This window comes from Sorangium sp. So ce426 (genome assembly GCF_051475585.1).
Lineage (GTDB): Bacteria > Myxococcota_A > Polyangia > Polyangiales > Polyangiaceae > Sorangium > Sorangium cellulosum_B.
Genome location: NZ_CP150341.1, coordinates 6,361,142 through 6,385,370 on the forward strand (window position 1 = coordinate 6,361,142; position 24,229 = coordinate 6,385,370).

Sequence of the window (24,229 nt, forward strand, 5' to 3'; positions counted from 1 at the left end):
TCTTGGACGTTCGGCGCGACCGCAAGCGGCGCGTCTTGGACGTTCGGCGCGACCGCAAGCGGCGCGTCTTGGACGTTCGGCGCGACCGCAAGCGGCGCGCCGGGGGTGGCCGACGCGATCCAGCGCCGAGGCCTCGCGGCAGGCGTCCTGAACGAACCGCTTCCCCTCGGTTCGACCGCACGCTAGGGCACCGTGAACGGTGCTGACCTTACCGAGAGAGCCTCGCCCCAGCCTTGACCTCGTGAAGGACGCGATCGCGGCGTTCGCGCTCAAGGGCCGCGGGCGCGCCCGCCCGGATGATCTCGACGCGCGCGACCCGGCGTTCATCGCCCGGGTGCTCCCGCTGCTCGGCTTCCTCTACGACGACTACTTCCGCTGCGAGACAGAGCTCGAAGAGCAGCTGCCCGACGGCCCCTTCCTCGCCGTGAGCAACCACAACGCGATGACGGGAATGCCCGATATGTACTGCCACATGACGGCGTTCTGGCGCCTTTATGGGCCCTCGCGGCCGTCCTACGGGCTGATGCACGACCTCCCGTTCAACGTCCCGAAGGCCGGCGCCTGGCTCAACGCCTGCGGCGCCATCGCCGCGAGCCCGGAGAACGGGCGGCGAGCGCTCGCCCGCGGCGCGGCGGTCCTGGTCTTCCCGGGCGGCGATCTCGACGCGTGCAAGCCCACCTCGGCGCAGTACTCGATCCGCTTCGGCCGGCGCCGCGGCTTCGTCCGGCTCGCCATCCGCGAGGGCGTGCCGATCGTGCCCATCGTGAGCGTGGGCGCGCACCAGTCCCTCTACATCGCCACGGATGGGAGCAGGCTGGCCAGGTGGCTCCGCCTCCCCGAGCTCGCGCGCTCGAACGTCGCGCCGCTCGGCCTCGCCTTGCCGTGGGGGCTCATCGTCGGCATCCCGATCCCCCATGTGCCCCTGCCGGTGAAGATCCACACGAGGGTGCTCCGCCCGCTGCACCTCGGGCTCCCGAGAGAGGCCGCGAGCGACCCGGACGAGGTCGAGCGCGCATTCGCGCGGATCGTCGCGCGCATGGAGGCCGGGCTCGACGAGCTCCGCGCGGCGGGCAGGCACGGTCTCTTTCCGCGTGGTTGATAGGCCGCGTGGTTGATGGGCCGCGTGGTTGATGGGCCGCGTGGTTGATGGGCCACGTGGTTGATGGGCCACGTGGTTGATGGGCCGCGTGGTCTCTTTCCGCGTGGTTGATCGGCTGCGTGGTTGACAGGCGAACCGCAGGAGAATGGCGGCGCCGTGGCGCGCGGTGAGGTCCGGAGCGCGCCCATGGCCCGAGCGGGCGGCGGGCGGCGCTCCAAAACCAGCGGGCGCGCGACAAAGGGCGCTGGGCCTCGCGCGGCGCTCGGAAAACCGAGTCCGTTCATGTAGGCTTGAACGCCAGCCGTGACCCCCGACCGCACCGCGCAGCTCCTCGCACCGCTGGCCCAGCCGGGAGAGCTCATCGCAGCCAAGTACCGCGTCGAGCGGGTCGTGGCCATCGGCGGAATGGGCGTCGTGCTGGCGGCGCGCAACGAGCATCTCGACCAGAAGGTCGCCATCAAGATCCTGCGCCAGGACGCCCTCGCAAACCAGGAGGCCGTCACGCGCTTCCTGCGGGAGGCGCGGACGGCGGCGCGCCTGTCGGGCGAGCACGTCGCGCGCGTGTTCGACGTCGGCACCACCGAGACCGGCGTGCCCTTCATGGTGATGGAGTTCTTGACCGGGCTCGATCTCCAGCAGGTCATCGATACCCACGGTCCGCTGTCCATCCAGGACGCTGTCGATTACGTGCTGCAGGCGCTCGAGGCCGTGGCCGAGGCGCACGCGGCCGGCGTCGTCCATCGGGACATCAAGCCTTCGAATCTGTTCCTCGCCGAGCACGCGGACGGCACACGGCACATCAAGGTCCTCGATTTCGGCATCTCGAAGGGGCAAGGCCTCGACTCGCCCGCGGAGCCGGGGCTCACGTCGACGAAGCAGGTGATGGGCTCGCCCGGGTACATGTCGCCCGAGCAGATGATGGCGCCGAGGACCGTCGACGGGCGCGCCGACGTCTGGTCGTTCGGTGTGCTGCTCTACACGCTGGTGACGGGCGAGCCGCCATTCCAGGGCGAGACGGTCGCCGCGGTGATGGCGAACATCCTGCACCAGCCGGTGCCGCGGCTCCGCGACAAGCGCAGCGACGCGCCGGCCACGCTGGAGCGGATCGTCTCGCGCTGCCTGGAGCGCGACGTGAGCGAGCGGTACGCCAACGTCGGCAAGCTCGCGCAGGCCCTCGAGCCGCTCGGGTCGAGCTTCGCGAAGCTCTCGACCTCGCGCATCCAGAGCGCGATCGGCGCGGCGTCGCCGGCCGGACAGACGTTGCTCAACTCGAGGGCGGCCGAGGACAGCGACAGGCTGTCCGGCGCGTCATGGTCGCACACGAGCAACCGGCGCCGCTCGCGGCGCAGGCTGCTCGTCGCCGCCGGCGTGGCCGCGTTGCTGACCAGCGCGGCCGGGGCGGGCGTGTGGCTGCTCGCGAGCGTGCGCGTGGCGCCGCAGGCGCCGGGCGCCGCCGTGTCACAGAAGCCCGAGCGCGCCGCGGTCGACGCGCTCGGGCCCGAGTCCCCCGCTGCAGCGCCGGGCGCTCCGGCCGCGACCGCCAGCGCCACGACCGAGGCGTCGAGCCCGGCGGCGCCGCCGGTCCCTGCGCCGAGCGCGGCTCCCACGGGCAGCGCTGCGGCCGACGCGCGCCCGAAGGCGACCGCCTCCGGAGCGCCGCTCAAGCCGGGCCACCCGCCGAGACCGCCGAGGTCGATCAGCGAGGACGAGATGCTGAGGAGCCGCCATTGAGATCGTTACGAGCGCGACACGCGGGCGCATGGCTCGCGCTGCTCTGTGGGACCAGCCTGACCTCACCGCTCCTGGCGCAGCCGACCGCGGCGGACAAGGCGCTCGCCGAGGGGCTGTTCCAGGACGGCAAGAGGCTCATGGACGAGGGCAAGCTCCAGGAGGCCTGCCCGAAGCTCGCAGAGAGCCAGCGCGTGGATCCCACGGTCGGGACGCTGCTGAACCTGGCGGTCTGCCACGAGAAAGAGGGCAAGACGGCCAGCGCATGGGCCGAGTTCACGGAGGCGTCCTCGCTCGCGGCGAGCGCCGGGCAGCAGGATCGCGCCCAGTTCGCGGCCAAGCGCGCGTCCGAGCTGGAGGCCAGGCTGACGCGCCTCGTCCTCGACGCGGCGCAGGCGGCGCAGGCGGCTCCTGCGATGACGATCACGCTGAACGGCAAGGAGCTGAGCGCCGCCGCGGCCACGGGCTCGGGCATCCCCGTGGATCCGGGCACGGCGACGATCGAGGCCAAGGCGCCGGGCAAGCAGCCCTGGTCGCAGCGGGTGACGCTCGACCCCGGGCCCAGCACGACGCGGGTGACCATCCCGCCGCTCGCGGACGTCGCCGTTCAGGAGGCGAAGGCGGCTCCCCCTGCCCCGCCGCCTGCCCGTCCGGAGGCCGCGAAGCCCGAGGCGACCGGCAACCCGATGCGCGCGCTCGGCTTCGTCGCTGGCGGCGTCGGGATCGCCGGGATCGGCGTGGGGGCGGTGTTCGGGGTGATGACGATACAGAAAGCCGGGGATGTCGAGGAGGGGTGCAGCGGCAGCTTCCGCTGCAGCCGCGCGGACGTCGAGGCGAACGAGAGCGCCCGGACGACCGCGATGGTCTCCAACATCGCGCTCGGCGCCGGGCTTGTGTGCCTCGGGGCCGGCGTCGCGATGGTGCTGATGTCGCCTCGTTCGCCGGAGCAGGCTGCCACGGTAGACCGCGTGTGGGTCGCGCCCAGCGTCGCATCGGACGGGGGGCGCGTGGTGCTCGGAGGCCATTGGTGATGCGAAGCTCGAAGGGCTCTGCCGTGACGCTGGCGCTCGCCGCGCTCGCACCGGGCCTCAACGGTTGCGCGGAGATCGCGGGGCTCGAGGATCGCCAGGTGATCCCGCTGCTCGTGATCGCCCAGAACCAGGCAGAACCTCGCGCCATCGCGCTCGACGAGGAGGCGATCTACTGGACCAACGGGCGGAGCGACGGGGCGCAGGGGAGCTCCACGGGCGGCGCGCTCCGGAGGCAGATCAAGGATGAGTGGGAGGTCGTCGATCTGCTCGCGCCTTCCAGCGAGGTGCCCGATGTGATCGCGCTGGACGCGACGCACGTCTACTGGTCGAGCACCGACGCCGCCTTCGAAGGCGAATGCGTCAGCGCCGAGGGGGACGAGCGGGACAAGCTGTGGAAGCTACCGAAAGCAGCGCCGGTCCCCGCGGCTGGCGGGGAATTGCTGTGGGGCAGCTGCGGCGCCGCGGAGGCGATCGCGCTGAGCGCCGACAACGTCTACAGCGCTCGGCCGAACGCCGACCGCATCACGTGGGTCCCCAAGCGAGGCGGCACGCGAAGGGACCTGACGGAGGCGGGCGGCAAGCCGCGCGGCGTGGCGACCGACGGCCCCCTCGTCTACTGGACCGATCCGGCGGAGAACACGCTCTCCGTCATCGACACGAGCAGCGAGCCGCTCGTGGAGGAGCTCCTCTCGAACCTCACCGACCCGGGGCTGCTCGTGCTGGATGAAGCCAACCTCTACTGGCTCACCGGAGACAACGTCATGCGGTATGCGCGGAGCGGAGCGGACGGAGACGTCGAGGTGCCCCTCCTCAAGGATGGACTCCCGAGCCCTCCTACCGGGATCGCGACGTACGGGGACTACCTCTACATCACCGTCAAGGAGGCAGGGAGCGTCTACCGGCTCCGCAAGGACGGCGCCGCCGGCGCTCCGGAGCTGATCGCGGCGAATCAAGGCGGGCCGACAGGCATCGCCGCGGACGGGACGGGCGTCTACTGGACGAACTCCGGTTCGGGGCAGATCGTCCGCTTCAACGACGAGTGACGCGCAGCCGCCAGCCTGACGGCCGCCTTGCGCGGCCGCTGAGCCCTCCTGGGCTCAATCGATCTGAAGGTGATAGTGGGGCGGCCGAGACTCCTCGAGCGCGAACACGCCCCCGACCTCGTCGACGCCCTCGAGGAAGGCGCGCTTCTCCGCGGGTGTCATGTCCCGGTTCCGGATGTCGACGGCGCCCTCCCGGAGGTGCGCCGAGATGAACACGCCGCGATCGATCTGGGCGCGGATCACCCGCTCGAGGGCGGCGATCGTGGCCTCCGGCGCGTGCTCGGCCGAGCGCCCCTCCTCGTAGGCGCTCTTGATCTCGCGCGCCGCCGTCTTGTCCTTGTAGAGGCCGAGGACATCGGCGCCGTGCCGGAAGAGCTCGTGCATCGCCTCGGCCTGCCGCGCGGGATCCCGCGTGCCGCTCGTGACAACGAGCTCCTTTCCGGTCCGCCGGAAGTAGGCGGACGCGAGCTCCGCGACCTTCTGCTCCACGGCGGGCGCGAGCTCGACGCCAGGCAGGACCACGTAGCGGCGCTCCTCGTCGGCCTCCGCCGGCGTCACGCCGGGCGCCGGAGCGCGCGCGGGCGGCTCGGCGTCGGGGGGCTCGACCTCGTCGCTCTCCTGGACGTGCAGCGAGAGCACCCGGGCCGCGGGACGGTCGGGGACCCAGAAGCCGAACCACCCTGCCCGCGCGCCGGGGGCGGGGACGGTGACAGGTGGGCGTGGTGTCCCGACAGGCTCGGGCGCCGGCGCGGCCCGGGAGACGCAGCCTCCCGCGGCGAGCGCGAGGGCGATGAGGGCGGCGCGGCGAGCGCCCTGGAGAGCGGAGGAGCGCGAGCACGACATGCGAGTCACGGGCGCCTCCTACTTCGTGATCGTGAACGAGGCGCGCGCGAGCTCCTTGCCCGCCGCGTCGCTGACCGTCACCGACCAGATCCCCGCCGCGCGCGCCTTCCGCGTGGCAGCCCACGTACGGAAGCGCCGCTGCGCGCCGACCGCGAGGGGGATGCGCAGCGGCGCGCCGCCATCGGGCGGCGTGAAGGCGACGCGGATCTCCGAGGTGGCCTGGTCCTTGTTCGAGAGCTCGACGAACGCGTAGAGGCGGTCGATCTCCGCGCTCGCGAACGAGCTCGCCGGCTCGGTCGGCTCGCGGCCGGCGATGCCCTTCGAGACGACGAGCCGTAGCACCTGGAGATCGGGCGCCCGAGCGCCCTCTCCCACGCCGCCCTGCGCCGCGCCCGCGCCGGTGCGCGCCTCAGCCGAGCCCGACCTGCGGCGGCGCTCCCGACCCGGGCCGCGGGCGGGCGACGCGTCCGCCGCGTCGAGGCGGTCTGCGTCGCTGCGGCCCTCGTCCGCGGCAGCGCCGCTCGCGGCGGCCCGGATCGCCGGCGCCGCCGCCGCGCTCGCCTGCCCCTCGGATCCTCCGCCTGGCCTCCCCTCCGCCGCGCGGCTCAACGCGGGAAGCTCTTCCCGGGAGATCCGCGCGATCGCCTCGCTCGGATCGCTGCAACCGAGCCCCGCCCCGCCGAGAGCGGCGGCGGCGAGCGCCAGGACCATGGTTTTCCGTGTCGTTCCCCGGGTGTCCACACCGACGAGGTGCCACGATTCAGCGGAGGGGGCGAAAAAACGGCAACCCGACGGCCAGCGACCCGGCGGCGCGCGCCAGGCTCACGAGGGATCGCCGCCGCACGCTGGACGTGGGGTCCGGGGCGCAGCCATCCCGAGGTTCCGAGATCTCATCAGGGAAATCCTGATGTGTGGCAGCACCGCGTCGCGATGTGCCGGCGCTCCGGTGGGAGCGCACGTCCGCAAGGCGCCTCGCGGCGCTCCGGGTCAGTGCTTCGGACGGGACCGGCGTGGACCGCTGGTCGACTCGCCCTCTGGCGTCGTGGCGAAGCTGATGATCGCGCTGTCTTCGATGTTCAGGATGAGCAGGCCCCCGCTCGCGCCTCGTGCCGTCCTCGCCCGGGATCCCTGGCTTGTCTCCCGCGACGGGTGATCCGAGCTCTCCGCTGAGATCCGCTTCATCTCCAACTCCTTCAAGACTTCAGTCCTGCTGTTCACGCCCCGGCCGGCGAACCTGAGTGAACTTCCGTGCACCGCGTCTGGGGCGAAAACTGAACCGGGCGCGAGAACGCCAATGTTCGCAGAATAGTCACGAATCCGACCGAAAATCACCTGGAAAGCGCCTCGCCCGGTGTGTTCTCTCCGGCGGAGGCTCAAGCGTCGGTTTTCATTTCAACGGGGATCTATTGAGATTTCATCGGGATTTCCGCGGGAGGTCAGGCGGCTGCGCGACAGGGATTCAGCGGCGGCCGAAGCCGGGCAGCTGGCGGGTTGCGGCCACCACCTCGTCGCAATCGATACAGCGCATGAGCCCGTCGACGAGCTCCATGCTACCGAGGCTGCCGCACTCCGGGCAGCGGTTGGCGAGCTGGTGCTTGCTCTCCTCGCAGAGCCGGCTCTGCTCCGCCTCGGCCTCCGCCTCGACGCGGAAGATCTCGGCCGGCGTGCGCGCCTCTCGCTTTCGGTCGTCCATGGCGCGCAACCTATCATGTGCTCGGCGCGCGCTGCGAGCGCCGCGCTCGCGGCCGCTCGGCTTCTCGCTCGCTCACCGCGCGGACGCGATCATGCTCCGGAACGCCGACCGCGCCGACTGCACGGTCTCGTCAGGCCCGACGATCCTGAAGAACCAGTTTCCGCGATCCGGCGTCCTCACCGCCGCGCCGACGAGCCGGTAGTTGTCCTTCACCATCTCCACGGGCGTTCGCTTGCGAGCGCCGGACTGCGGCCCGAGCGCGATCTTGTAGGTGCCGGCCACCTCGACCAGCTCGACCGGCATGCCGCGCACCTCGAGCGACGCGCGCCTGGCCTTCGCCCCGACGTCGCCATCGAACTGCGCGAACCACTCGTCGAAGCGCGCGTCGACGTCTCCCTTGCTCCCCAGACCGAACGAGAGGACCTGCACCTCGGCGTCCTCCTTGTCGTTCGCCGCCCTCGGCACCTTGTAGAGGGCCTTGCGCGGGCCGGCGCGCGGCACGTCGAGCGCGGCCCAGCTCCCCGGAACGTCCCACGCGAGCCGCGCGGCGGACGGCGCGCTGGAGACGACCGGCGGCGGCTCCGGCTCCGCCGGGGTCCTCGAGCAGGCCGAGACAGCGAGCGCCATCATCGCCGCCCGAGCGAACGACACCCGGCGTGGGAGCATGGGGGGCGGTTCTACCACCGCGCCCTCCATCGAGGCGCAAGATTTCGATACCGCGCGCGGCAGGGAACCGCGATCCTCTGCTCGGGCGACGAGCCGCCCGAGCGGGGGACGTCGCGCGCGCTGGAGGGGCCCGGCCGCGATCCGGGCGCGGGCTCGAGTGTAAGCCATCGGCCCTGCTCGCACGTAGAAGAGACGCCCCGGTCAGGGAGAGGGAGAGGAGACGGCGCGCATGGATCAGATCGGCGAGTACCTCGTTCGACGCCTCGTCGGCGAGGGCGGGATGGGCAAGGTCTACGAGGGCGAGGAGCGCCTGTCGCGCCGGCGCGTCGCGCTGAAGGTGCTCCGCCCCGAGCTCGCCCGGAGCGAGCAGGGACGCCGGCTCTTCCTGAACGAGATGCAGATCCTCGCGCACCTCGAGCACCCGAACATCGTCCGGAGCCTCGCCAGCATCGAGGCCTCCGGCGAGCTCGTGATGGTGCTCGAGTACCTGGACGGCCAGACGCTGCGGTCCGTCCTTGGCGCCGCCGGCCGCCTTCCCTGGCCGGAAGCGGTGCGGATCGCGGCCAGCGTGGCGAGCGCCCTCGCGGCGGCCCACGGGCAGCAGCCGCCGGTGATCCACCGCGATCTCAAGCCCGAGAACATCATGGTGCAGCGGGATGGCGGCGTGAAGGTGATGGACTTCGGCATCGCCAAGGTCGTGGAGGCGATGAACCAGACCAACACGCAGAGCGTCGGCACCCTGCAGTACATGAGCCCGGAGCAGATCGACGCGCGATCCATCGATCACCGCTCGGATCTCTACTGCCTGGGGCTCATCCTGTACGAGGCGCTCTCCGGCAGCCCGCCGTTCCAGTCGGCGTCGCCGCGGGAGCTGCTCAACCTGCAATGCACGGCAGAGCCGCCGCCGCTCGGCGACGACGTGCGGAGCGGGCTGCCCCGCGGCGTCGAGCAGCTGCTCTTCCAGCTGCTCGAGAAGGCGCCCGAGGATCGGCCGTACCTCGCTCAGGACATCGTGGATCGGCTGGAGCCGTTCCAGACGGCGGTGAGCGCGCCGCTCCGCGCCGGAGATCGCATCCGCGCGAGCGCGCCGCTCCGCGCCGGCGATCACGACCGCGAGAGCGCGCCGCTCCGCACCGGTGACCGAGACCGCGCGAGCTCGCCGCACCGCACCGGCGATCGCGACCGCGCGAGCGTGCCGCACCGCGCCGACGACCGCGCGAGCTCGCCGGGCGCCGCGCGCGTCACCGGCGGAGCGGACGCGCCTCGCGCCGACACGATCGCGCTCGTCGAGCAGATCGACCGGCCGCGCGACGTCCCGACCCGGCTCGCGATCGCGATCATCGCGACGCTGTCGGCGCTCGCGGGCCTCGGGACCTGCGCGCTGCGCTCGACGAACGACGCGCCGGAGCCGCCCGCCAGCAGCGCGACGCCGGCCGCCCCGGAGGGGGCGCGGTGAGGCGAGCGCCGCCGGAGCAGGCAGGCTACACGGAAGGCGCGCCCCTCCCGGCCGTGGGCTGCGCCGCGCGATGGCGCTGCGGCGCGGGCTCCGGAGAAGAGCTATGGCGGCTCGGCGCGGCGGACCAGGACGCTCCGGCAGGGCCCGAGCACCAGGAGGCCGTCGCGGCGCGCCTCCTGTCGCTCGGGAGCGCCGGCGTCGGCGGCTTCATCGACGGCGGCGTCGCCCCGCCGGCCGAGGGCGAGCGCGCCGCCGCGGCGAGCCCGGACGGCGCGCGGGTCTGGCTCGCGCGGCGGCTCGCGGGCGCGCCCCTCTCGGACTGGATGCGCGCGCGGCGCGGGCCCGTCCCCTTCCAGGAGGCGCTCGGGCTCGCCATCCAGGTCGCCCGCGCGCTCGCGGCGTGCGAGCGCGCCAGCCTGTTCCCCGGTCCGCTCTCGCCCGACGCGGTCCTCGTGGACGACGCGGGCCGCGTGACGCTGCCCGCGAGCGCGCTCGTCGCCGCCCTCGTCGGCGGGTCGGCGAGCCGCGGCGCCGCCACGGCGCCCCGCGCCGAGGGCGCGCGGGTGTCCTCGGAGATCCCGCCGCTCTGGACGCCGCCCGCGCAGGCCGACGGCGCGATCTGGGACAGCGCCGCGAACCGGTACGCGCTCGGGCTCGTGCTCTACCGCCTGCTCGCGGGAGAGCACCCGTTCGCGGGCGCTGGCCTGCGGCACGCGCTCGGCGAGGCCGCCCGCGCGGAGCCGCCGCCGTTCATCGAGGGCGTCGCGACCGCGCTCCCCGCGGGCCTGCAGGGCTACGCGCTGCGGCTGCTCCATCCGGACCCGTCGGAGCGGCCGCCGCGCGCCGAGGAGATCGCCGATGCGCTGAGCGGGTTCCTCGACGAGCGCCGGCCGGCGCTTCCGGCGCACGCCGCCCGGACCTCCCGTCGCGCCGGCGCGGCCACCTCGGCGAGGACCGGCCCCGCGCCGCGCGATCGCGCGCGCCCGGGCGACGCGAGCGGCGCGGGCGGCGCGAGCGACGACCGCCCGCCGCGCGGCCCAGCCGGCGCCGCGGCGCGGCTGTGGCGGATCGCGCCGCTCGGCGCCGGCGCGCTGATCGCGTCGGCCGCGCTCGCGCTCTCGCGGGGTGAGCCCGGCCCAGCGGCGCCGCGCGCGGTCGCCGTCGCGCCGGTCGTGCCGCTCGCGCAGGCGCGGACGGCGGCGGAGGACTGCGCGGCGTGCCATGGCCGCCAGGCCGCGGAGTGGCGCCGCTCGGTGATGGCGCACTCGGTGAAGAGCCCGCTCTTCAACGCGCTGGAGAGCCTCATCGAGGAGCAGGTCGGGCGCACCGCCGACTGCCCGAACGGCGCGGGCATCCTGCGCAAGGCCGATCCCGCGCGCGCCTGCCGCGACGGGCGGAGCGGCGTCGCCGTCACCGGCTCGGGCGGCGAGCACTGGTGCGTGAACTGCCACAGCCCGGCGGAGAACCTCGACGCCGCGATGCCCGCGTGGGACGGCCGCGCCGGCGGCGATCCCCGCGCGCGCCTCCCCGTGCGCGACCTGCTCACCCGGCGCGGCCTGGAGGGGATCTCCTGCAGCTTCTGCCATCAGGTGCACGGCCCGGTCGGCCCGCGCGGGCGCGCCGGGTACCAGGGCAACCCCACGTGGACGTCCTTCGTGACGGGCGCCGTCTTCGCCGCGCGTCCCGAGGACGGCCGCGGCCTGTTCGGGATCGCGAACAGCGGCTACGACCTCCGCCCCGAGGAGCTGCTGCTCCCCTCGGGTCAGGGCGCGGCCGCGCGCGCCGGGCTCCAGCCGGCGGGATCGGCGGGCGCTGTCGAGCCCGTGGTGCACGGTCGCCCGTCGGCGAGCGCGAGGGCGTACCTGCGCTCCAGCGAGTTCTGCGGGGCTTGCCACGACGTGCGCCTCTTCGGCAGCGACAGCCTCGCCGCGGCGCGGGGCGAGCACTTCAAGCGGCTGCGCAACGCCTACACCGAGTGGTCGGACTGGGCGAGGTCCGAGGAGCGCGCGGGCCGTCCGGCGGCGACCTGCCAGGACTGCCACATGAGCACCTACCCGGGCGTCTGCGAGGCGGCCCCGGCGGCGGGCGCCGCGCAGGCGTCGCCGGGAGATCCCGGGTGCCCGCCCGGCACGCGCTTCGCCCCGCGGAGGCCCGGCGCCCGCCCGCGGGGCCGGATCGCGGATCACTCCGCCGCTCTGGCGGACGTCGCGACCCATTACTTCTCCGGCGTGGATGTCCCGCTGTCGGACGAGTTCCCCGACGCGCTCATCGATGAGCCGTCGCTCGACGTGCACGGCATTCCGGCGGGCGCGCGCCGCCGCCGCGATCTCTTGCTCCGCCACACGTTCCGCTTCGAGCTCGGCGCCGCGCGCCGCGCCGGCGCGGCCGGGGATCGCGTCGAGATCCCGGTCGAGATCGAGAACACCGGCGCCGGGCACAAGGTGCCGGCCGGCTTCAGCCAGGAGCGCGAGTTCTGGGTTCACCTCGTGGTGAGGGATGGCGAGGGGCGGGTGATCTACGAGGTCGGCCGGATCGACCGCGCCGACGAGGATCTGAGAGACAAGGTGTTCGCCCGGGTGACCACCGATCCAGACGCGAACAACCCCTTCGCGCCGGCGGGCGCTCAAGGCGGGCTGTTCGGAGCGGACGTGCGCGACGGGCCTGATGTCCCCGTCTGGACCCCACCCCCACGGCTCGGCGGCACCTCGTTCCGGGGGCGGGGGCTCATCAACTTTCAGAACGGCTTTCTGCGCTGTGTCCGATGCATCGGCGTCGTGGCCGCAGACGGCACCTGCCAGGCCGGGCCCGGCCAGGGGCTGCACCACGCCGATCGGTTCACGGACGGCGATTACGACCTGGACACCGGCGCTTGCGGCTCGAACCTGTCGGGGCAGAACGCCTTTCTCGAGACCTATTTTCCGGTCGGCGCGCTGGACGCGAGCCGGGGCGTCGTCAAAGGGCCGGACGCGATCATCGATACGCGCTCCGTGCCGCCCGGCGTGCCGATCCGGTACACCTACGATCTCCGCACCGGCCAGCGGCGCGGCCCGCTCCGGGCCGAGGCGAGGCTGCTCTTCCGGGCGTTTCCCCCGTTCCTGATCCGTGCCTTCGCCGCGTACGAGCGGGAGCAGGCGCGGCGCGGCCTGCGGCCGACCGGCCCGCTGGTCACCGACGCGATGCTTGAACGCCTCGAGATCGTCGAGCTCGCGCGGGCCGAGGTCGAGATCCCATAACGCCCGAGGTCTCCGCGACGGGTCGGCGGGGCGCGCGGTGGTCCGGCCGGCGAACCAGGGGACTCGACATGACGGCCGACAAAAAGGGGCGAGCCCCTACCCCGGCCTGCGGGGTAAGGGGTTCGCTGTTCGGGGGCTGGGTAGCTCAGCTCGCCACGCTCAGAAAGAACGTGTCAGGAGATCAGGGAGGGGGCGGCGGCGGCTCGGTCGGGAGCGGCGCAGGCAACTTGAACAACCTGCCAATCCGGTACGGCCGCTTCGAGGGCGCGTAGTAGCTCGTCATCGACGACGTGACGCTCCACGTGTAACCCAGCATGACGCCCGTCAGCGAGTCGGTGTACACGCGGATGAAGCCCGTCCCGGCGCCCGCCGTACCGTAGCCGTCCTTGCACGTGCCGGTCCAGCGGCTGTCCGGGTACGCCGCGTTGCAGCCGTGCGTCGAGTTGGTCGAGTCCACGATCGGCACCGCATACTGCGTTGTCCCCGAGTAGCGCGGATTGACCTGCGGGAGGATCACCGTCGGCGCGCCCGTGATCATCATCGTGTGGCCGGCGTAGACCACCGTATCATCTTCCTCACTATTCGGATCCTCGCCAGGGTCGATCACGGCGCCGACGGCAAAGATGTCGCCCTTCTGGATGTCAATCGCCCTGTCGACGCGGCGGAAGTACGTCTCGCCCACGGGAGGGGCACCGCCGACCGGCGGGCTCGTGTCGATCAGGTCGAAATAGTAATTCGACGTGGGGCTCTTCATCCCCCACATGGCGAGGAAATCCTGGTCCGTGTATCCCTTCGCCTTCGCCAGCGTCAGCGTGAAGAAGCACGCGGCCTTGACCTTGCCCGTCATGGTGGTCCAGTCGAGCTGGCAGGGGTCGGAGCCCCACACGTCGCTGGTCGCGCGATCGACGTACTCGAGGGCCCAGTCCGTGTGGTCCTTGGCGCTCGCGGACGCCGAACCAAGCGTGATGAACGATGCCGCGGCCAGGGATGCAACAGCCAAACTCGTCGTGCGCCTGCTCATATTACCTCGTAGATTTCGAATGACCTTGCATGTGCACTCAGGAACAGATGCTAGTCATTTCTTGCTGAACCCCGAAACGAACCCTGGCGCTCAAGATGCCGAGTCTAGCAGGATGGATATTCCCTATAATCGGGTTAGGTGTCAAGGTTTTTTCGGGCGCTCCAGCGTTTCTTTGGCGTGTTATGGCGTTATTTGGCGTGGCTTGGCGTGGCTTGGCGTATTGTGGCGTTTTTTTAACCATGAAGTAAGACCATGTCGTCCCTCGAGACCGCGGATGCGAGGTGGTATAGAGCGACGATGTCCTGCGCCATGACCCAGGGGCCTCCTGCCGCGCCTGCTACGCTGGCAACGCGGGCCGGCGCAGGCCTCGAAATCGGCGCGGCGGCCGCGGCGCGGCTGGCGCTGGCCTTGCGCGGCGACCGGGAGCGCTGCTGATGCCCTCATCAGACCACACACACGGCAGCGCGCGCGGCGTAGAATTTCACCAAAGCCACACATGGCCAGCAGGAGTGTTCGATGCCCCTCTGCTGCGGGGGCTCGACGAGCGCGCCCGACGCGAGCTCGCCGAGGCGGGAAGGCTCCTCACACTTGCCCCTGACGAGGTCGTTTATCGCGCGGGCGACGCGGGAGACGCCTTCTTTGTCGTGGCCTCCGGGCGCATCGGCCTCCACGCGAGGCGCCGCGGAGACGACCGCGACACCGAGGTACGCGCCGCCGCCCAGGGCGAACTCCTCGGCGAGGAGGCGGTCGTGGGCACGCCGCGCCGGACCACCGCGGTTGCGCTCGCGCCGAGCGTGGTCGCCGAGATCCCGGTCCACCTCTTCCGCCGCGCCACGGGCCGCTCCGGCGGGGCCGAGGTCGCCCAGAGGCTCGAGCGCGCCCTGCGGAGAAGCGCGACGCGCGACCTCCTCGGCACCCTCGCCTTCACGCGCGACCTCGATCCGGAAGACATCGAGATCCTCCTCGACGCCGTGAGCCACCGGCGCTTCGAGCGCGGGCAAGCCGTCTATCGCGCCGGGGATCCGGCGACCGAGCTGTGGCTCATCGCCGAGGGGATGGTGCAGATCCAGACCGAGGACGGCGACAGGATCCATGTGCGCGCTTACCTCACCCGGGGCGATTTCTTCGGCGATGTCGAGCTCGACGAGGGCCGCTGCCGCGCTGCGAGCGCCGTGGCGAGCGGCCCGGCCACGCTCCTGTCCGTCCCTTCGAAGGCGTTCGCGGCCCTCGCGCGCAAGCACCCCGACCTGATCCCTCGGCTCCGCCGCATCGCCGGCGAGCAGCACGCGGCCCAGGAAGCGGTCGTCGCCGGCCACGCGCGCCACGTCACCGCGCATGTCTTCCGGGACCTCTACCGGCTACAGGTCGCGCGGTCGCTGCTGGTCATCGACCTGGAGACGTGCGCCCGCTGCGGCCACTGCGCGTGGTCGTGCGCCGACGTCCACGGGGTGTCGCGGCTCGTCCGCCGTGGGGACAAGGTGCTCGCGCGCGTCGCGGAGGGCAGCGGGCACGCCGTTCGGCCGGAGGCGCCGCAGAGCCTGCTCCTGCCGAACTCCTGCCAGCATTGCGAGAGCCCGGCCTGCATGATCGATTGCCCGACAGGCGCGATCGGCAAGGACACGGGGGGTGAGGTGTTCATCCGGGACGCGCTCTGCACGGGCTGCGGGGCCTGCGCGAAGGCGTGCCCGTGGGAGAACATCGCCATCGCGCCGCGCCCGGCGTCCGCGCCGCGCCCGGGCGGCGCCGGATTCCCGGACATCGCCGTCAAGTGTGATCTCTGCCGCGATCATGACGGCCCCGCGTGCGTGAAGGCCTGTCCGACGGGGTCGATCTTCCGCATCAACCCGGCGGAGGAGATCGCCGACGTGCGCGACCTGCTCGGCGGGGCGCGGCGCGAGCAGGAGCGCGCTGCCGCCGCGCCGCGAAGCGATGCGGCGCTGCTCGCCGGGAGCGCGCTCGCCGCGGTCGGGATCGGGGCGGCGGGGCTCCTCGCGCAGGCGGACGGCGGGGCCCGCCCGGGGGAGGGCGCCGCCTGGGCGGCCGGCGTCGCCGCGGCCGCGGGCATGGCGCTGCTGCTCCTGTACGCCGTTCCGAAGCGCGCGGCGCGATGGCTGTGGGTGCGCCGCGCGCCCGCGGACGCCGGCCGCCGCGCGCCCGCGGACGCCGGCGACGCCGCGCCGGTGCGGAGCCGGCTGCGGCCGCACCTGTCCGGGCACCTCGCGATCGGCCTCGTCACGGCCGGCCTCGCGCTCGCGCACGCGCCGTGGCCGCGGTCCGGCCGGCCGACGCTCGGCGCCGCGCTGCACCTGGTCTTCTGGGCGACCGCGGCGGCCGGCGGCTTCACGGCGACCGCCTACCGGCTCGCACCGCGGCGCCTCGCGCGCATCGAGCGCACCGCGGCGCTCCCCGAGGACTTCGACGCCGCCCGCCGCGAGCTCCTCGACCGCTTCTACCGCGCGGTGAGCGGGCGCAGCGACCTCGTGAAGAAGCTCGTCGAGAAGATCCTGCTGCCCTACCTGCGAAACCCCCTCGGCCCGCTCGCGCTCCTCGCCTCGGGGCGCGGGCTGGCCGAGGAGGAACGCGCGCTGCGCGCCCGCATCGACGCGGTCCTCGAGGGGCGCGGCGCAGAGCGGCTCGCCGGCTTGTCCGAGCTCACCCGCATCGCCGTGGAGCTGCGCGCGCTCCCGGCCCAGCGCGGGCTCCTCCGCGCGCTCCGCGCAGGCCTGCCGGTGCACATCGTCACCTTCGGCGTCGCCGTCGCGCTGCTCGTGCTCCACGCGATCACAGCGACGAGCGTGCCCCGATGAGCGAGGGACGCGCGGCGCGCGCCGGGCCGGGCGCACACACGGCGCTCCTCACACCCACAGCCGCGGCGCGCGCTGAATCATCGGCCGCCGGTCGCACTCGCTATGAAACAATTGCAAGGCGCAGCATTTCTTTGTGCGTCGCCGGCAGCGACGCCCGGCGCCCGGCGCGCTCGCGGGAACCGCGCGCGGCGCGTTGCTACCGCGTTTCACGCGTCCCGCCGCGCGCGGGCGAGAGGCCTGGACTTTGCCTTCTGCGCCCAGGTACAATTTTCCCCACAGCACCCTAGTGGAAGGTGAAGAAGCCGATGGCTGGTCCCTCGACCAAGTGGATGGGAGCGCTCTCCCGATCAGGCTCCGCCGAGGTGTGGGCGCCGAGAGCGCTGCTGCTCGTCACGCTGTTTGCGGCCTCGGCGCTCATCGCCGCCGCGTGCAGCGAAAATGGGATGGGCCCGCCGGGCCCGCAGGACGGGACGAGCGGGCCCGACGCCGGGCCGGGGACTGGCGACCCGTGCACCGACGGCGACGAGGTGGAGTGTCACATCACCGTCGGCGAGCACGAGGGCGTGCTGACGTGCATGGATGGGATCCGGCGGTGTGAGGACGGGCACTTCGGCGCCTGCGACGGCACGATCACCATGAAGCGATCGCCGTTCGGGGCGGCGCCCGGCGGGAGCGGCGAGAGCGGTGGCTGGCGCCCCCTCGCCAACTCGGTGGCTTCCGATGGCGGCCTGTGCGCGACCAACCCGTGCGACCCGACGTGCCAGTCGTTCGAGGAGACGCCGGACGGCGGCCCGATCGACCTCTCGTCGACCGGCGTCACGTATTCATGGTCGGTCGGCGACATCAACGAGCTCCCCGAGTCCGTGGCGCGGCAGGGGACGCACCAGCCCTGCACGACCGGCGAAGACTGCCAGTTCGACCAGTATTGCGATAACCCCGCGAGCGGCGCTTGCTCTCACGATGTCTGCGCGACCGGCGTGTCGCTCTTATCGACTTGCAGCGGCTGCGTCACGAAGGTCTGCCAAGCGCAGTCGAGCTGCTGCACCCAGACGCTCGTGCCGAGCAACTGCGCGCGCGACGCCTGCCAGTCGACCGGCAGCTCCGTGGCCGCGACGGGCATGAACCCGACCTGCGGGGACCCGTGCATCGCGAGCATCTGCGCGGCGAACCCGCTCTGCTGCGAGATCAACTGCCCCGCGGCGGATTGCGAGGCGCTCATCGGGCCGGGCAGCGTGTGTCTGGCCGGCGGCAGGTGCAGCCTGCCCACCTCCGGCGCTTGCCCCCCGGGAACCACCTGGACTAGCACCCGATGCCAGGGGGTCTGGGGCCCAGCGTGCGCCGCCCTCGTCCCCACCCAGTGCCCCGGCAAGACGTGCGGCGGACCGCCCCCGATCTGGGACGCGAGCTGCGTCGGCCTCGCCGAGTCGATCTGCGGCGCGAACTGCGACACCGATATGGGTTGCGCGCACGACAAGTGTTACACGGGCCCGAGGCTGAGCGCGAGCTGCAACACGTGCGTCCAGAATGTCTGCGCGGTGCGGCCGAGCTGCTGCCTGACCGAGTGGACCGAGAGCTGCGTCGACCTCGTGGAGAGCGTCTGCGGGGAGGACTGCCCCCAGCAAGGCCTCTGCAAATCCTACCTGCCGAACCAGACGGACCCCGCCTGCAGCGACCCGGACCTCACGATAGGCGTGCCCTGCGGCGGAACGGTCCCCGTCTGCAACCGCGGCACCACGGCTGCCCCCGCGGGCATCGAGATCTACCGGTACCCCGCGGGCGCGGGCCAGCTCCCCTCCTCGGCCCCGAGCCGGGTCGGGACGTGCAATCCGACCGGAGGCACCCTCGCGTGCACGACGGCGCAGCCGATCGCGCCGGGCGAGTGCATCAGCGTCACCGGCTGCACCGGCCTCACGGATGGGATGGAGCTCTTCGTCAACCCGCCGGGCGCCGGGCAGATCACCGAGTGCCAGTGCGCCAACAACGGGAGCATCTATCAATCGGCCATGTGTGAGTCCCCTGGCTGCATCGCGACCGCCAGCGTCTCGACGGTCAGGCCGGTCACCCTGTTCGTGGCGCTCGACCGGTCCGGCTCGATGGTCGTGACGGGGACGGGTGTCGATGTCTCCAACGACCGGTGGATACCGGCGACCAACGCCCTCAAGGCGTTCTTCCAGGATCCGGCGTCGGCCGGGCTCGGCATCGCGTTCAGGTTCTGGCCGTACGACAACCCGGGCCCCTGCAGCGACACTCTGGGCGTCTGCCAGTCCTCCGGCTGCGCCCTGCCGATCGTTCCGTTCGACGGCAGCATGGCGCGGCGGTTGACCGCCGAACCGGCGCCGTTCGATCAGCAGGAGCTCGCGCTGATCAGCGTGATCGACTCCACGACCGCCGCCGGCAACACGCCGATGTACCCGGCTCTGAACGGCGCCACGACCTGGGCGATCAACTACAAGAACGCCCATCCCGAGGAGGAGGTCGGGGTCGTGTTCATCACCGACGGCATCCCCTCTGTCCCCTCTCCCTGCATCACGGCCCCCAACAGCATCGCGAACCTGGCGGGGAACGCCTTCCAGAACCACGGCGTCCGCGTGCACGCGGTCGGCTTCGGCGACTCGAGCTCGCAGATCATCAGCCTCATCGCGGATCGGGGCGGCGGGCTGGCCTACAACCTCAGCACCGGCACGGCGTTGCAGACCGGACTCCGCGACGCGCTCTCCTCGATCCGCGGCGACGCGCTGCCCTGCGACGTCACGGTCCCCGTCGCCGGGGCCGCGGATCCCACCCAGGTGTCCGTCGTCCACGTGGACAGCGCCGGCACGCAGACCACCCTGCCCCACGTGGCCGAGGCCAGCACGTGCGGCAACGGCTGGTACTTCGCCGACGCGGCGAGCACGCGCGTGAAGCTGTGCCCGCAAACCTGCGACACCGTCCGCGAGAACCCGGGCGGCAAGGTCCGGGCGATCGTGCCGTGCGAGTCCACGGGCCTCACGTCCCTCCCGACGAGCTGGGAGCGGTACCAGGGCGTCTGCCCGCCGGGAACGAAGGTCCAGTGGGGCTTCCTCCGGTACAGGACGGCGACCCCGGGCGACTCGAGCGTCGAGTTCTACGTGCGCGCGGCCGACACGCCCGCCGACCTCGGCTCGGCGACCGTGCGGCTCGCCGCCACGGCCCACGCCACGCCGACCGACACCCGGGTGTGCGACGAGACCTCGGCGCCGCCGTGCGCGGTCGATCTCTTCGACGTGCTCGGGGAGCTGCCGGACGCGCGGCAGGATTACCTGGAGGTCCGGATGACGCTCAATCCGACGAGCACCGGCGGGGGAGGCGTTCAAGTGCAGGACTGGGAGGTCACCTATTCATGTCCGGATACCGAATGAGGCGCGGCGTCGCGGCGGTCACCCTGCTCTGCGCCGCCGCGGGCGTCGCCGGGGCGTGCGGCGGAGACGATGACAGGCGATCGCCGCGGCCCTCGGCGTCCTCTGGCACGGCCGCCGGCGGAGGCGAGGACGGCGGCGGCTCGGGCGCCGGCGGTGACGAAGGCGGCGGGGGCGGCGCCCCCGGCGACTGCGGGAACGGCGTCGCCGAGGTGGGCGAGCTGTGCGACGGCTCCGATCTGCGGGGCGCCGACTGCGGAAGCCTCGGGTTCGACAGCGGCGAGCTCCGGTGCAGCCCCGCCTGCAGAATGGATACCTCGCGCTGCTCCGGCGTCGAGGTCTGCCAGGACGGCCGGGACAACGACGGCAATCTCAGCGTCGACTGCGACGACACGGCGTGTGATGCGGCGTGCGCGGACCTGTGCGCCGCGCCCGTGGCGCTCCCGGACCCCGCGCTCGTCACCGGCGACACGACCGGCCACGCGGTCGTCGAGAGCGAGTGCACGCTGGGAGCCCCCGGGGTCGCCTACACGTTCACCGCGACGACGACCGGGTTCCTCGACGTCGTGCTCACCCCGCGCGCCGACGCCGCCCTCGTCGCGTTGCTGCGAGGCACCTGCCGCGACGGGACGGAGCGCGCGTGTGGCCCCGTGAGCGCCGGCACGGGAATCGATCACCGGCTCACGGTGCCCGTCCGTGCGGGCGACGCGTTCACCGTCGTGGTCACCGGGACCGACGAGGGACAGACCGGCGCGTTCAACCTCGCCGTGAGGAGCCGCGAGACGGTCTGCGGCGACGGAATCCAGGACCCGACGGAGGAGTGCGACAACGCGCTGGGCCAGCCGGACGACGGCTGCACCGACGAGTGCCGGCTCGACGCGACCGAGGTCGAGCCGAACGGCACCCTCGCCACGGCGAACCCCCACGCCGCGCCGTTCTACGCCGCCATCGACCCGGCCGACGACGAGGACATCGTGCTGGTCACGGTGCCGGACGGCCCCGTGGACCTCGTCGCAGAGACGGCCGACATCACGGGCTCCGACTGCCTCGATCGCCGCCTCGACAGCGCCATCGAGATCCTGGACCACAGCGGCGCGCGCCTCGTCCTCAGCGAGAACGGGGGGACCGGCCTCTGCGCCCGCGCCGTCGCGCCCGGGCTCGCGGCGGGCGACTACTATGTCCGCGTGCGGGCGGGGAGCGGCGCGGCGGTGCCGACCTTCCCGTACCGGCTCGACGTGACGCTCGTCCCCGTGGTCTGCGGGGACGGGGACCGCACCGCCGGCGAGCAGTGCGATGACGGCAACACGGCGCCCGGCGACGGGTGCAGCGCCGCCTGCCGCTTCGAGCTCGGCGAGACGGAGCCCAACAACACCTCCGCGCAGGCCAATCCGTATGCCGCGCCGTGGATGGCGGAGATCGCTCCGGCGGGCGACGTCGACGTGATCGCCGTGAGCGTGCCAGGGCCGCGCTCGACCCTGGCCGTGAACATCGACGACGGCGACACCGGGGCGTGCACGAACGGGCAGCTCGACACGTTCGTGCAGATCCTGGGCGGCGACGGGTCCACCGTGCTCGCGTCCGACGACGACGCGGGGGTCGGCTACTGCTCTTTCGCCTCGGTCAGCGACCTCGCCGCGGGCACGGTCTACGTGAAAATCAGGGCCGCGGACATCGTACCTGACGCGACCTTCTTCTATCGACTGAATGTCACGCTCCTCTAGCCCGTCGGGCGGGAAGAGCCGGAACGATGCGCCGTCCGGCGGCGCCGCGGAGGAGGCGGCGCGCGCTCCCGACGCCTCGAGGACGCTCTACCGCGCCGACCTGTCCGATCCGCGCCAGCGCGCCGCGCAGCCGCGCGAGGTCGTGCGGGGGCGGGCCGCGCGCCGCGCCGAGTCGACGTCCGACGTCACCCGCTTCCGCGGCGTCCTGCCGGCCACGCTGGCGGGCGCCGTCGCGACCGGAGCGGCGGCGCTGCTCTTCCCGCCGGCGGGGGGGCACGCGGCGCCGGGGCCGCTCTCGCTGCCCCACGCCCGCGCGGGGCTCGCGTGCGCGTCGTGCCATGCAGAGCAGGCGACCGAGGGCGCGCGGGAGCCCGACGACGCGCGAGGGGGCCGGACGGCCGCGCGCCCGCTCGACCAGGTGTGCGTGGGCTGCCACGGCGCCCACGGCTCCACCCGCAGGAGCCACGGGCAGCTGCTCGCGAGCGGCGCGCTGAGCTGCGCCACCTGCCACCCCATCCACCGCGGAGATCAGGGCGTCGTGTTCGATCCGGCGAGGCCCCCGCTGCGCTTCGCGCCGGGCGCCGAGGTGGAGCTCGCGAGCTCCGCCTTCCGCCCGAGCCAGCTGGCCACCGTCCCGATCGTGACCGCCGGCAGCTGCGCGCCGTGCCACGATCTCGGCGCGCCGCGCGACCCGATCGCGCGCTGCCTCGTCGCGGCGCAAGCGCCGCTCGGCGACGCCCGGCCGATCACCTGCTTCGACGAGCACCGCCCGGCGCTCCCCGAGGGCTCAGCGCAAGGCGCCGGCAGCGGCGGCATCGGCGCCGGCCGCGGCGGCATAGGCGGCAGCGGCCGCCGCGCAGGAACGAGCGCGGGCAGCGGCCCCGGCACGGGCGCCGTCAGCGGGGGCGTCTGCAGCGGCCAGCACACGGAGGATCGCGCCCTCGCGTGGGACGCAGCGCGCGACGCGGCCGCGGCCATGCCGGTCGTGACGGGCGCGGCCGCGGGCGGCGCCGCGACGCCGGCGCGCGCGCTGCTCTGGCTCGGCGCGGGGCTCGCGGCCGGCGCGCTGGCGTTCGCGGGCTCCCGCGGCCGCCGCGCGCTGCGCGACCAGCGCGCGCGGGGCGCGGGGCGCGACGCCGCGGCGGCCGAGGCGATGCTCCGCCCCGCGGCGCGCGTGCGGCTGCCCCGGATCGACACGACCACCTGCCTCGGCTGCTACGCGTGCGTCGACGCGTGCCCGTACGACGTGCTCGCCGTCGAGAAGTACGTCGCGGTCGTGGCCCGCCCCGAGGCGTGCTGCGGCCTCACCCTGTGCGAGCAGCGCTGCCCCAACGGGTCGCTCACCATCGAGGGCGGCGCGCCGATCGCCGATCGCCCGCGCCTCGGCGACGACCTCGGCAGCCTCGACGTGCCGGGCCTGCACCTCGCCGGCGACGTCACCGGGCTCCCGCTCATCAAGAACGCCATCCACCAGGGCGCGCACGCCGCGACGCGCATCGCGGAGGACCTGCGGCAGGCCGGCCCGCGCGGCGCGAGCGGTCAGGAGCTCGATCTGATCATCGTGGGCGCAGGGCCCGCCGGGATCAGCGCCGCGCTGCGCGCCAGGGAGCTCGGCCTCTCGTTCGAGGTGATCGAGCAGGGCAGCGTGGCGCAGAGCATCCAGAGCTTCCCGCGCGGCAAGCTGGTCTTCGATCAGCCGCTCGACCTGCCGATGACCGGGAAGCTGTGGCTGAAGGAGTCGACCAAGGAGGAGCTGCTCTCCCACTGGCTCCGCATCGTGCGCAAGGAGCGGCTCCCGATCCTGCAGGACACCCGCATGGTGTCGGTCGCCCGCGCGGCCGGCGCCGGCGCGCCCGCCGTCGGCGCGACGGCCGGCAGAGGCGCGCCCGCTGTCGACGCTGTCGACGCGACGGCCGGCTTCGTCGTCGTCACCGAGCCGCGCGAGGGCGGACCGCGCACCGAGCGCCGTGCGCGGCGCGTGCTGCTCGCCATCGGCCAGCGCGGCTCGCCGCGCCGGCTTCCGTTCGAGCTGCCCGCCGAGGTGGAAGGTCGGGTGTACTACCACCTCGCCGACGCCCGGAGCCTCGCCGGCAGCCGCGTGCTGATCGTCGGCCTCGGCGATGTCGCCATGGAAGCCGCGATCGCGCTGTCCCGCCAGCCGGCCACCGACGTCACCGTCGTCTACCGGGGCGCCGGGTTCCGCCGCGGGAAGACCCGAAACATCGAGGAGTTACGCAGGCTTGCGGCGGCGTCCCGCCTCTCGCTCCTGCTCGAGACCGACGTCTCCGCCCTCGCCGCAGATCCGGGCGGCGCGCTCGTGGCGACCCTCGCGTCGCCTTCGGGGGCCCGGGCGCACCCCTGCGACGCCGTGCTCGTCCTGATCGGGAGCATCCCGCCGTGGAGCGCCCTCCGCGCCGCCGGCGTCCGGCCGACCGCGGAGCCCTCAGATCGTTCCGAGCTCGGCGACGTACAAGGGACCACGCCCGCGGTCCCCGCGCCGTGAGTCCATCGTAA

The 24,229-nt window shown here is 73.3% G+C and carries 17 protein-coding genes; 11 read left to right on the forward strand and 6 right to left on the reverse strand.

The features are described from left to right. Positions 1–241: 241 nt before the first annotated feature. The 4 genes from WMF44_RS23595 (at position 242) to WMF44_RS23610 (ending at position 4,901) form a co-directional block, all read left to right on the forward strand. Positions 242–1,099, forward strand: a complete 858-nt coding sequence (locus WMF44_RS23595; RefSeq protein WP_437301361.1) for a 1-acyl-sn-glycerol-3-phosphate acyltransferase — start codon at positions 242–244, stop codon at positions 1,097–1,099. 303 nt (positions 1,100–1,402) lie between these two features. After that, on the forward strand, positions 1,403–2,830 hold the full coding sequence (locus WMF44_RS23600) for a serine/threonine-protein kinase (RefSeq protein ID WP_437301362.1): 1,428 nt from the start codon (positions 1,403–1,405) through the stop codon (positions 2,828–2,830). Next, entirely contained in the window at positions 2,827–3,858 is a 1,032-nt protein-coding gene (locus tag WMF44_RS23605) for a hypothetical protein (protein WP_437301363.1), read from the forward strand. The genes WMF44_RS23600 and WMF44_RS23605 overlap by 4 nt, the downstream gene beginning before the upstream one ends. Next, positions 3,858–4,901 carry a hypothetical protein gene (locus WMF44_RS23610; RefSeq protein ID WP_437301364.1) on the forward strand — a complete coding sequence of 348 codons (1,044 nt, stop codon included), beginning with the start codon at positions 3,858–3,860 and terminating at the stop codon, positions 4,899–4,901. Before WMF44_RS23605 ends, WMF44_RS23610 begins: the two co-directional genes overlap by 1 nt. A 54-nt stretch (positions 4,902–4,955) precedes the next feature. On the opposite strand, the gene WMF44_RS23615 is transcribed toward WMF44_RS23610, so the two are convergent. The 5 genes from WMF44_RS23615 to WMF44_RS23635 all read right to left on the reverse strand — a co-directional run bounded on the left by WMF44_RS23615 (position 4,956) and on the right by WMF44_RS23635 (position 8,103). Then, the gene (locus WMF44_RS23615; RefSeq protein ID WP_437301598.1) at positions 4,956–5,744 is read right to left on the reverse strand and encodes a hypothetical protein; all 789 of its coding nucleotides are present in this window, start codon (positions 5,742–5,744) and stop codon (positions 4,956–4,958) included. Positions 5,745–5,762: 18 nt separating this feature from the next. Beyond that, positions 5,763–6,455 carry a DUF2914 domain-containing protein gene (locus WMF44_RS23620; protein ID WP_437301365.1) on the reverse strand — a complete coding sequence of 231 codons (693 nt, stop codon included), beginning with the start codon at positions 6,453–6,455 and terminating at the stop codon, positions 5,763–5,765. 276 nt (positions 6,456–6,731) lie between these two features. Further along, positions 6,732–6,926: a hypothetical protein gene (locus WMF44_RS23625; RefSeq protein WP_437301366.1), complete on the reverse strand. Its 195-nt coding sequence runs from the start codon at positions 6,924–6,926 to the stop codon at positions 6,732–6,734. A 277-nt stretch (positions 6,927–7,203) separates the two neighbouring features. After that, positions 7,204–7,437 (reverse strand): hypothetical protein, encoded by a 234-nt coding sequence (locus WMF44_RS23630; protein ID WP_012236968.1) that lies wholly within the window; start codon positions 7,435–7,437, stop codon positions 7,204–7,206. A 72-nt stretch (positions 7,438–7,509) separates the two neighbouring features. Next, positions 7,510–8,103: a hypothetical protein gene (locus WMF44_RS23635; RefSeq protein ID WP_437301367.1), complete on the reverse strand. Its 594-nt coding sequence runs from the start codon at positions 8,101–8,103 to the stop codon at positions 7,510–7,512. Positions 8,104–8,332: 229 nt separating this feature from the next. Here WMF44_RS23635 and WMF44_RS23640 point away from each other — a divergent pair, with 229 nt between their 5' ends. Together WMF44_RS23640 and WMF44_RS23645 are read left to right on the forward strand one after the other, a co-directional pair. Then, positions 8,333–9,559 (forward strand): serine/threonine protein kinase, encoded by a 1,227-nt coding sequence (locus WMF44_RS23640; protein ID WP_437301368.1) that lies wholly within the window; start codon positions 8,333–8,335, stop codon positions 9,557–9,559. After that, positions 9,556–12,792, forward strand: coding sequence for a serine/threonine protein kinase (locus tag WMF44_RS23645; RefSeq protein ID WP_437301369.1), 3,237 nt, complete (start codon positions 9,556–9,558; stop codon positions 12,790–12,792). Before WMF44_RS23640 ends, WMF44_RS23645 begins: the two co-directional genes overlap by 4 nt. Before the next feature lie 181 nt (positions 12,793–12,973). Here the strand turns inward: WMF44_RS23645 and WMF44_RS23650 are convergent, their stop codons facing one another. Then, the gene (locus WMF44_RS23650; protein WP_437301370.1) at positions 12,974–13,792 is read right to left on the reverse strand and encodes a hypothetical protein; all 819 of its coding nucleotides are present in this window, start codon (positions 13,790–13,792) and stop codon (positions 12,974–12,976) included. A 318-nt stretch (positions 13,793–14,110) separates the two neighbouring features. Here WMF44_RS23650 and WMF44_RS23655 point away from each other — a divergent pair, with 318 nt between their 5' ends. The 5 genes from WMF44_RS23655 (at position 14,111) to WMF44_RS23675 (ending at position 24,218) form a co-directional block, all read left to right on the forward strand. After that, positions 14,111–14,248, forward strand: a complete 138-nt coding sequence (locus WMF44_RS23655; protein ID WP_437301371.1) for a hypothetical protein — start codon at positions 14,111–14,113, stop codon at positions 14,246–14,248. A gap of 74 nt (positions 14,249–14,322) precedes the next feature. Next, a complete protein-coding gene (locus WMF44_RS23660) occupies positions 14,323–16,620 on the forward strand; it encodes a cyclic nucleotide-binding domain-containing protein (protein WP_437301372.1) in 2,298 nt (765 codons plus the stop codon). Between the two features lie 305 nt (positions 16,621–16,925). Continuing rightward, complete coding sequence (locus tag WMF44_RS23665; protein ID WP_437301373.1) at positions 16,926–19,997, forward strand: vWA domain-containing protein; 3,072 nt, start codon at positions 16,926–16,928, stop codon at positions 19,995–19,997. Continuing rightward, positions 19,979–21,715, forward strand: a complete 1,737-nt coding sequence (locus tag WMF44_RS23670; protein WP_437301374.1) for a DUF4215 domain-containing protein — start codon at positions 19,979–19,981, stop codon at positions 21,713–21,715. The genes WMF44_RS23665 and WMF44_RS23670 overlap by 19 nt, the downstream gene beginning before the upstream one ends. Then, positions 21,699–24,218, forward strand: coding sequence for an NAD(P)-binding domain-containing protein (locus tag WMF44_RS23675; protein ID WP_437301375.1), 2,520 nt, complete (start codon positions 21,699–21,701; stop codon positions 24,216–24,218). Before WMF44_RS23670 ends, WMF44_RS23675 begins: the two co-directional genes overlap by 17 nt. The last annotated feature ends 11 nt before the right edge of the window (positions 24,219–24,229 follow it).

Excerpts from the sequence above, each read along its gene's own strand:
- WMF44_RS23610 (WP_437301364.1), top strand. The coding sequence starts at position 3,858 with ATGCGAAGCTCGAAGGGCTCTGCCGTGACGCTGGCGCTCGCCGCGCTC.
- WMF44_RS23615 (WP_437301598.1), bottom strand. The coding sequence starts at position 5,744 with ATGTCGTGCTCGCGCTCCTCCGCTCTCCAGGGCGCTCGCCGCGCCGCC.
- WMF44_RS23620 (WP_437301365.1), bottom strand. The coding sequence starts at position 6,455 with ATGGTCCTGGCGCTCGCCGCCGCCGCTCTCGGCGGGGCGGGGCTCGGT.
- WMF44_RS23625 (WP_437301366.1), bottom strand. The coding sequence starts at position 6,926 with ATGAAGCGGATCTCAGCGGAGAGCTCGGATCACCCGTCGCGGGAGACA.
- WMF44_RS23630 (WP_012236968.1), bottom strand. The coding sequence starts at position 7,437 with ATGGACGACCGAAAGCGAGAGGCGCGCACGCCGGCCGAGATCTTCCGC.
- WMF44_RS23635 (WP_437301367.1), bottom strand. The coding sequence starts at position 8,103 with ATGCTCCCACGCCGGGTGTCGTTCGCTCGGGCGGCGATGATGGCGCTC.
- WMF44_RS23640 (WP_437301368.1), top strand. The coding sequence starts at position 8,333 with ATGGATCAGATCGGCGAGTACCTCGTTCGACGCCTCGTCGGCGAGGGC.
- WMF44_RS23655 (WP_437301371.1), top strand. The coding sequence starts at position 14,111 with ATGTCCTGCGCCATGACCCAGGGGCCTCCTGCCGCGCCTGCTACGCTG.
- WMF44_RS23665 (WP_437301373.1), top strand. The coding sequence starts at position 16,926 with ATGGCTGGTCCCTCGACCAAGTGGATGGGAGCGCTCTCCCGATCAGGC.
- WMF44_RS23670 (WP_437301374.1), top strand. The coding sequence starts at position 19,979 with ATGTCCGGATACCGAATGAGGCGCGGCGTCGCGGCGGTCACCCTGCTC.
- WMF44_RS23675 (WP_437301375.1), top strand. The coding sequence starts at position 21,699 with ATGTCACGCTCCTCTAGCCCGTCGGGCGGGAAGAGCCGGAACGATGCG.